The 6,604-nt window shown below is 36.8% G+C and carries 5 protein-coding genes; all 5 read right to left on the bottom strand.

All coding sequences use genetic code 11. The features are described 5' to 3' along the window. On the bottom strand, positions 1 to 399 hold a 399-nt coding region (locus tag EO125_RS05415), incomplete at its 3' end, for a hypothetical protein (protein ID WP_164726449.1). A gap of 12 nt (positions 400 to 411) precedes the next feature. Continuing rightward, on the bottom strand, positions 412 to 2,613 hold the full coding sequence (locus EO125_RS05410; RefSeq protein ID WP_127148016.1) for a hypothetical protein: 2,202 nt from the start codon (positions 2,611 to 2,613) through the stop codon (positions 412 to 414). 20 nt (positions 2,614 to 2,633) lie between these two features. After that, complete coding sequence (locus EO125_RS05405) at positions 2,634 to 3,602, bottom strand: hypothetical protein (RefSeq protein WP_127148015.1); 969 nt, start codon at positions 3,600 to 3,602, stop codon at positions 2,634 to 2,636. A 35-nt stretch (positions 3,603 to 3,637) separates the two neighbouring features. Next, positions 3,638 to 4,336, bottom strand: a complete 699-nt coding sequence (locus EO125_RS05400) for a hypothetical protein (RefSeq protein WP_127148014.1) — start codon at positions 4,334 to 4,336, stop codon at positions 3,638 to 3,640. A 764-nt stretch (positions 4,337 to 5,100) separates the two neighbouring features. Beyond that, positions 5,101 to 6,570 carry a catalase gene (locus tag EO125_RS05395; protein ID WP_206168369.1) on the bottom strand — a complete coding sequence of 490 codons (1,470 nt, stop codon included), beginning with the start codon at positions 6,568 to 6,570 and terminating at the stop codon, positions 5,101 to 5,103. Between the last annotated feature and the right edge of the window lie 34 nt (positions 6,571 to 6,604).

Here is a 6,604-nt window from a genome sequence, read left to right as displayed (position 1 = left end):
GTTATCCACTGGATCTATTATTAAACTCAAAATATAAGAACGATATTCATCAAAAAATGCATCTTCTAATAATATATTTAATGCATCCTTGTCAAAAGTCATCCATTGCTGGATTAATTTTGCTTCATCATCATTTTCATCTTCATTTGTTTTTTTATAATAACGATATAAGGTTCTAGTAATAAAATTTAATACGAACTGTGTATCAAATCCATGATAAAAATCCTTATGCTCTGAAAATTCAGTGTCTAGTAAATAATCTAATTGTTCTAAATTCCTATTATGATAAGCATCTAAATAGTACTTCACAAACTCCAATAAATTCTCACATGGTAAACTCAAAGGATGCGCTTGATAATCTGGAATTCCATTTAGATAACCAACTAATTTTCCCGTCATATAGCTTCTCCCTTATCTAAACATATACACCAACCATGTTTCATGGTCAGTTTTTAGTTTATTTTTTTCTTTTTCTGCTTCTACTGGGTCCTCTTTAGCTGTATAACATTCTTTAAATCTACTTTTTGCCTCTTCTGCTGCTGTTGTATCGCCGATAGCAGTATAATATTCTATTAAACCACCAACAATGATGTTCTCGATAGCTGCATCTTTTTCTTTTACAATTGTTTGCATTTTTTCTACAAACTGTTCATCCTTGTCTTTTTCATTCCACTTCACCGCTAATAAAGCAAAATATTTATAGATTAATTCCCACGGATGTCCATTTACATGATCTTTTTTTGCGCTTGTTTTAACATTGCTTGCCCATGTAAGTACCTTTCTTTTCTGATCTCTATTCATTGTATCTGCATAGAAAGTATATAAGGCTTTAATATATACATAAAAAGCAAATTTGAAACTTTGATTTTTTTGTTCATCTTCAGTCATTGACTGTAAATAAGCAAATTGATCCATTATATCTTCTTTGTTCCCCAAATATTTCGATGCATACGATTCATAACCTTCTAAATTTTTCATATCAATATAATGATGTAATAAATAGGAAAGAGTTATATGATAATCTACTGAGTTTTCATCAAATTGTTCTAATGCCTCTCTAAATCTGCTTTCAGCCTCTGAATCTCTCATATACGAATATACTTGACCCTGCTGGCTCAACGCTCTCCCTTTATCTATAATAGTGATATCTTCTGTGTCAAACAACACCTCTCGCAATACAGACAATTGTTCATGGTACGATAAAATATCTTTAGATAATACAAGAGCTTCATCATATCGATACTGATCATTAAGCATTACTACTCGACGATTTAATGTAGCTAAGTAATCTTCAAAATGGAAATATTTAGCATATCTTTTACATTTTTCAAAACATTTTTCTGCACTTACACTATCTCCTATATGATTATAGGTCGTAATCCCCGCATCATAAAATTTGTATTTATATGTATTTTTTTCATCAAGTTTTGCTACTAATGGTTCTAAATGCTCATATAAATAGACTAATTCATCTTGTTTTAATAAATTGGAGCTAGAATAACGAGAAAATTGTAAAATTGCATTTTCTATAGATTCTTCATTTGTCGATTCCTGTATCCATTTTTCAATCATAGGGAACCATTTATTCCAATAATATTGGGTGAAAGAGCTACCATTTTCTTTACTGCTATGCAAAATAGTCAGTGTTTTATAATAATCTTCAGTTTGAAATGCCTTAATAGCCTGTTCATAAATATCATCTATATCATCATACGCAAAGAATAAATGACTACGGCTAGGTAATATAGCTTCAGCTTCTTCTATATAACTTTGTTGTCGTTCTAATAATCCATTACCCGTCTTATTATGCTGGAAAATAGAACATAACATATCTGATAAATATAAGAAGGCGTATTTATCTGCTTTTTCCCCTTTTACCTTATAGCAAATAGAATTTACTGAAAAATTTTCAACCTGCAAATCATGTTTATTTAACTCTACAATTTTTCTAAGAATGGCGGTTCTATAATTTGATTCATTTGCCACTTGATAAACTCTATTACCATTTCTAATTTCTAGTTCTTTATACCCTAATTGTTCATATGCATTACGCGCTTCCTGATCTGTTGTTGGTATTTCAATTATCCTAGTAGCTAGTTCAAAAGTAACTTTTTTAACATCTAAATCAAAAGGGTTATGAAACACGAGACGAGATACAATAGAGTAGGCCATATTCATATATAAATTACTTGCATGTGTATCTTTTATAATTTTGCTTGTATTGCTTAAATTTAATACCGTTTTTCCTCTTTCACTTTTTAGCATCATAGCAATTCGATACGTCCCTTTTCGTTCTGTATCATCAACTGAATAACCCTTATATGTACCTAATTGTAAAAATTCTGGCAAAGCTTGTTTTACTGCTTCTTCTAAAATATTTACATTTTTCCTATTATTCATAAATTCATTTAAGTGTAAATCCTCTGGATAATTACATTTTTTATCCTTTGCTACCCTACGCAAAAAGCAACTAATACGATGTTTCTCATTTGCAGCATCCATTGTATGATTATTATCATCATATACAACCCCTGCAATAAATAATGGATTTTTAGTAGAATTTTTTCTTAAACCTTCAAAATCTCCATATTCATCCAACGCAATTGTAATCATACTTTTCTCCTTTTCTCAAATTACATACTCTCATACAAATCCAACCGAATTTCGGAGTCCCCGATTATGGTATTCATATTCTTGATATTCTTGATTTTCTCTACATCGATAAACTTACTCCAGTCGATACGTGATTCTGGGGCAATCCAAGTTTCATCAAAGCGGCTAATGTCAGTCTGTTCCTGTCGTAAGATATCGTTCGTTAATCGCACCAGCCCCTCTTTCGACCAGCTCATATAGTGATTAGTGAAATCATTGTTGCCATCTAACATCTTAACTACCAGCCGTTGTAGCCAAATTTCGAAGTACCGATTATTCCCTGGGTTCGCTAACTTATCAGCGATGACATCTAAAAATGAAAAGAACTCTGGATACGTGCCTTTATCACGCTCTCCATCGCTTGGATACGACAAATATTCGCACTCATCTTCTTTGAACTTACACAACAATATGGATAGCAATTTTGTCCCCACATCTGTGACCTTCGGGTTACTTTCAACAATATTGAAAGCAATTGCCCACAATACAGATACATCAGTGCCGGTGCCAATGAAGTCATTATAGTTGAAATGAATAGTCCGCTCTTCAAATTCTTTTAAGACCTTGATTAATTGACCGCTATTCGGATAGGCATCGGCAAACATTTTAATCAACAACAGATGTTTTTGCACTGTCGCTTTATAATGGCGCTTAGGCAAATATCCATGTTTTACGTTTTGATTTTTACAATATGCTTTCCAGTCCACCGTGGTTTTGATGACTGAATCGTGCTCCACCCAATACAGCTTATCTTCTTTGATAGAATCAATGATGACGTTCGTCCCACTTTTATTCTTCAAGCTATTCAATGTTACTTTGTGGTGGTGCAAAATCTCTGTTAATTGGTTTTTTATGAACTTTTGCTCTTCTACGGTATGTGCGAAAATACGATAATCATCACGATACCGCAATATGTGATACCGTCCTTCTATGTCTTTCAGTTTTTCCACTAGCAACACGTCCAGATACCGCATTAATAGTTCCGCTAGAAAGTCCGACACTTGGTTGCCTGTGGAATCCCTATAGTACTGCCATAATTCATAGCTTTCAGTCTTTCACTAATACGATTCCCTAGTAAAGCCTGATCCCGCCGATTCGCTTTCACCTCCGTTTCCCCATGGAGAGCCCATGCGATGGTCTGCGTGTCAATGGTTCCGTAAAAGTTCGTCAAATCTAGCTGTAATATATACTTGTAGGACATTCTCAATTTGATGGATTCCTGCTCCGTACTTTTCCAGAAGTGGAGAGCATATTTCGTTTTATTTTTATCCCCTTTTATATCGAAAGGAATGCTGTTACACACAATATGCGGGCCTGCTTGTGCATCTAGCTCATGATACCGAGCCAACAAGCCTTGCCAATGCTGAGCATCCGTTAAAAGGTTCACCAAATCTACATATAACAAAGGATGCATAATCACATTGGGGCGAAAGGAATCCTTAGACTTATTAAATTGAATCGTATAGTTCACATCAGGAATATACCCATAGTTCCTGTCTATCACAAGGCCGTTCACATCATCAAACGTCCGTCGCCCCAATAGAGCCTTGCCATACTCAATTAAATACATGAAATTATAATACTTAGGATAATTCGGCGCTACATAAGATTCCTTATACAACAAAAACTCCCTCGCCTCACCATCATCCATCTCTGTAAGAAATACCTTTTTGACCTTTTGCATGCACATCTACCCCTACCCTTACAAACAAAAACACCACATCCCACCCTTCATATACCTCCCTGTATGAAAGATGACTATACCATTAATTATACGTTTATTACCCTTAAAAATCTAGCAAAAACCACTCACTTCCATTCCACAAAGGAATACAGTACAACGTAGCAAGCCTATGGCATTTACTTCAACTAATTAATGACACCACAAAAGGAGTGCGACACGTTCCCGAACAAACATTATGAAATACCGTTTGTGAGAGAATGTGTCGCACTCCTACTCACTATCTATTCCCTTTGAACGCAGTTGCGCGTAGAAGTCTATGACGTTCCCTTTACCAAAATCAAGACAACGCAAAAAGACCGCAACATGTTCCCGAACAAACATTATGAAATACCGTTTGTGAGGGAATGTGTCGCACTCCTACTCACTATCTATTCCCTTTGAACGCAGTTGCGCGTAGAAGTCTATGACGTTCCCTTTGACAAAATAATGACAATGCAAAAGGAGTGCGACATGTTCCCGAACAAACATTATGAAATACCGTTTGTGAGGGAATGTGTCGCACTCCTACTCACTATCTATTCTCTTTGAAGGCAGTTGCGCGTAGAAGTCTATGACGTTCCCTTTGACAAAATAATGACAACGCAAAAAGACCGCAACATGTTCCTGAACAAACATTATGAAATACCGTTTGTGAGGGGATATGTTGCGGTCTTAACTTATACTATTTCAAGAGGGAACGCCATAGACAAATAGCGCTTCAAGTGTTACCCGATGTCAGCTGGTGTACTGAAGTCTACTGTAATTCCTAATGCTTTTGCTACGCCTTCACCGTATGCAGGGTCACATGCATAGCAATGTTTTGCATGGCGTTCTTGGATAAACAATGGAACTCCTGCCATATTGTTAGCAGTATTTTTGAACAATACTTCTTGTTGCTCTGGTGTCATGAGACGGAACAATTTACCAGGTTGTGTGTAATAATCGGAATCATCTTCACGGAAGTCGTATTGGTATGCTTTACCAGATACATCATATCCTGGATCTTTGTATTGTGGTTGGTTTGCCCATTGGCCAAAGCTATTTGGAGCATATCCAATTGTTGCGCCATGGTTACCATCTACACGGCCTTGTCCATCACGATGGTAAGAATTGAATGGGCATTTAGGTGCATTCACAGGAATGGATGGATAGTTTGTGCCTAAGCGGTAGCGTTGCGCATCTGCGTAGGAGAACAAACGACCTTGTAACATGCGGTCAGGGCTGAATCCAATACCAGGGATGATTGTGGATGGAGCAAATGCTGCTTGTTCTACATCTTGGAAGTAGTTTTCTGGGTTACGGTTCAATTCCATTACCCCTACTTCGATCAATGGGAAGTCTTTTTTGTACCATACCTTTGTAAGGTCGAATGGATTGTACGGAAGTGCTTCTGCTTGTTCTTCTGTCATCACTTGGATGTACAATTTCCAACGAGGGAAATCACCTTTAGTAATAGCATCGAATAAGTCACGTTGTGCACTTTCACGATCGTTCGCAATGATTGCAGATGCTTCTTCTTCAGTTAAGTTTTTAATCGGTTGTTGACAAACCCAATGGAATTTAACCCATACGCGTTCGTCATTCGCATTGATTAGACTGTATGTGTGGGAACCAAAACCATGCATATGACGGTAGCCATCAGGAATACCACGGTCACTCATAACGATTGTGATTTGGTGCATTGCTTCTGGCAAGCTAGTCCAGAAATCCCAGTTAGCAGTAGCATCACGCAAGTTAGTTTCAGGATTGCGTTTTACGGCGCGGTTCAAATCAGGGAATTGCAATGGATCGCGGATGAAGAATACTGGGGTATTGTTACCTACTAAATCCCAGTTACCTTCTTCTGTGTACATTTTCACAGCAAAACCACGAATATCACGCTCTGCATCAGCAGCACCACGTTCACCAGCTACTGTGGAGAAACGTACGAACAAATCAGTTTGTTTACCCACTTCAGAAAAAACTTTCGCTTTTGTATATTTTGTAATGTCATTTGTTACTGTGAAAGTACCAAATGCGCCAGAACCTTTCGCATGCATACGGCGTTCAGGAATGACTTCACGAGCAAAGTGACCTAATTTTTCCATCAACCACACATCTTGCATCAATACAGGACCACGTTTTCCAGCTGTAGCGCTGTTGTTATTATCCGGCACCGGAGCGCCAAAGGCTGTTGTCAATTTTTCTTCTTTCATAATTGTCTCCTTTGTAAACTTATACATATATAAT

Origin of the sequence: Veillonella sp. VA139 (assembly GCF_003992005.1) — a bacterium.
Classification (GTDB): Bacteria; Bacillota; Negativicutes; order Veillonellales; family Veillonellaceae; genus F0422.
The sequence above is the reverse complement of the archived record's forward strand: the minus strand, read 5'-3'. Positions and strand labels throughout refer to the sequence as shown.

What these genes read in the sequence shown, in the direction of transcription:
- EO125_RS05410 (WP_127148016.1), bottom strand. Translation starts at nt 2,613, where the DNA reads ATGATTACAATTGCGTTGGATGAATATGGAGATTTTGAAGGTTTAAGA.
- EO125_RS05400 (WP_127148014.1), bottom strand. Translation starts at nt 4,336, where the DNA reads ATGCAAAAGGTCAAAAAGGTATTTCTTACAGAGATGGATGATGGTGAG.
- EO125_RS05395 (WP_206168369.1), bottom strand. Translation starts at nt 6,570, where the DNA reads ATGAAAGAAGAAAAATTGACAACAGCCTTTGGCGCTCCGGTGCCGGAT.